The following is a 2,384-nucleotide window of genomic DNA, read 5'->3' on the forward strand; positions in this document are numbered from 1 at the left end:
TTCCTCGACGCCCTCGCCCACCACCGCCACGCCCACGGCCTCCCCGCCACCTCCCTCGCCTGGGGCCTGTGGCACACCACCCACGGCATGGGCGGCACCCTGACCCCCGCCGAACTGGAGCGGATGACCGCCACCGGTGTCGCCCCCCTGACCGAGGAGCAGGGCCTCGCCGCCCTCGACGCGGCGCTCGGCCACCACCGGCCCTCCCTTGTCCCGGTGGCCGTGGACACGCCCGCGCTGCGCGCCCGCGCCGCGCGCGGCCCACTTCCCCCGCTGCTCAGCGGCCTGCTGCGGAACCCGGCCCGCCGCCGCGCCGGGATGGCCGCCCCGAGCGGCGACCAGGCCCTGACCGCCCGGCTGGCCCCGCTGTCCGAGGCCGATCAGCTCCAAGCGCTGCTCGACGTCGTACGTACCGAGGTGGACGCCGTACTCGGCCGCACCGGTGGCGAAGTACTGGACCCCGGGCGGGCCTTCAAGACGATGGGCTTCGACTCGCTGTCCGCCGTCGAACTGCGCAACCGCCTCACCGCCGCCACCGGCCGCCGCCTGTCATCGACCCTGATCTTCGACCACCCCACGCCGGCCGCGCTCGCCGCCCACCTGCGCGAGACCCTGGTCGACACCCCGGCCTCCGCCGCCTCCGCCATCGCCGCCGGACCGGCCTGGCGGGCCGCGGCCTCCGCCACGGACGACGACCCGATCGTCATCGTCGGCATGGCGTGCCGCTTCCCGGGTGGCGCGGACAGCCCCGAGGCACTGTGGCGGGTGCTCGCCGACGGTGTGGACACGGTCGGGGATTTCCCCGCCGACCGGGGCTGGGCGGAGGACCTGTACGACCCCGACCCCGAGTCGGCCGGACACTCCTACACCCGCCAGGGCGGTTTCCTCTACGACGCCGCCGAGTTCGACGCGGACTTCTTCGGCATCAGCCCGCGCGAGGCCCTGGCCATGGACCCGCAGCAGCGGCTGCTCCTGGAGACCTCCTGGGAGGCGCTGGAGCGGGCCGGCATCGACCCGCGCACCCTGCGCGGCAGCGACACCGGCGTCTACGCCGGCGTGATCACCGGCGACTACGTCACCCGTGTCGGCACGCTCCCCGAGGGAATCGAGGGATACGTCTCCACCGGCACCACCACCAGCATCGCCTCCGGCCGCGTCGCCTACACGCTGGGTCTGGAGGGCCCGGCGATCACCGTCGACACGGCCTGCTCCTCCTCCCTCGTCGCCCTGCACCTGGCCGCCCAGGCGCTGCGTCAGGGCGAGTGCTCCCTCGCACTGGTCGGTGGCGCCACCGTCATGGCGGGTCCCGTCAACTTCGTGGAGTTCAGCCGGCAGCGGGCCCTGTCACCCGACGGCCGCTGCAAGGCCTTCGCCGAGTCCGCCAACGGCACCGGCTGGGGCGAGGGCGTCGGCATGCTCCTCGTCGAACGCCTCTCCGACGCCCAGCGCAACGGCCACCCCGTCCTCGCCGTGGTCCGCGGCAGCGCGGTCAACCAGGACGGCGCGTCCAACGGCCTGACCGCGCCGAACGGTCCCTCGCAGCAGCGGGTGATCCGCCAGGCCCTGACCAACGCCCGCCTGACCGGCGCCGACGTGGACGCGGTGGAGGCGCACGGCACGGGTACGAAGCTGGGCGACCCGATCGAGGCGCAGGCGCTCATCGCGACGTACGGCCAGGAACGCGACGCCGAACAACCCTTGTGGCTCGGCTCGTTGAAGTCCAACGTCGGCCACACCCTTGCCGCCGCCGGTGTCGGCGGAGTGATCAAGATGGTGCAGGCGATGCGGCACGGGCTGCTGCCGCGCACCCTGCACGTGGACGCGCCGAGCCCGCACGTGGACTGGTCGGCGGGGGCGGTGTCCCTGCTGACGGAGGAGCGGGACTGGCCGGAGCTCGACCGCCCGCGCCGGGCAGCCGTCTCCTCCTTCGGAATCAGCGGGACGAACGCGCACGTCATCCTTGAGCAGGCCCCGCCGGAGGAGACGGTTGCCGAGGCCGAGCCGGAGACGGCGGGTGTACTGCCCTGGGTGCTCAGCGCGCGCTCCGAGGCGGCGCTGCGGGAGCAGGCTGCGCGGTTGCGGGAGTTCGTGACCGCGGAGACGGCCGTGGGCGTGCGCGACATCGCGCGGTCCCTGGCTGAGACCCGGACGGTGTTCGAGCACCGGGCTGTGGTGCTGGGTGGGGATCGTACGGAGTTGGTGGCGGGGCTGGGTGCGCTGGCGGCCGGTGAGGCATCGGTGGGTGTGGCGAATGCCGGGCGTACGGCGTTCCTGTTCACCGGGCAGGGCAGTCAGCGGGCCGGGATGGGGCGGGAGTTGTATGCCTCGCAGCCGGTGTTCGCGGAGGCGTTCGATGCGGTGTGTGCGGCGGTGGATCCGTATCT

At 74.0% G+C, this 2,384-nt stretch carries 1 protein-coding gene; it reads left to right on the forward strand.

Annotated elements, in window-relative coordinates; all coding sequences use genetic code 11:
• On the forward strand, positions 1–2,384 hold a 2,384-nt coding region (locus ABZ915_RS48705; protein WP_361817923.1), incomplete at both ends, for a beta-ketoacyl synthase N-terminal-like domain-containing protein.

This window comes from Streptomyces sp. NPDC046915, assembly GCF_040644935.1.
GTDB lineage: Bacteria > Actinomycetota > Actinomycetes > Streptomycetales > Streptomycetaceae > Streptomyces.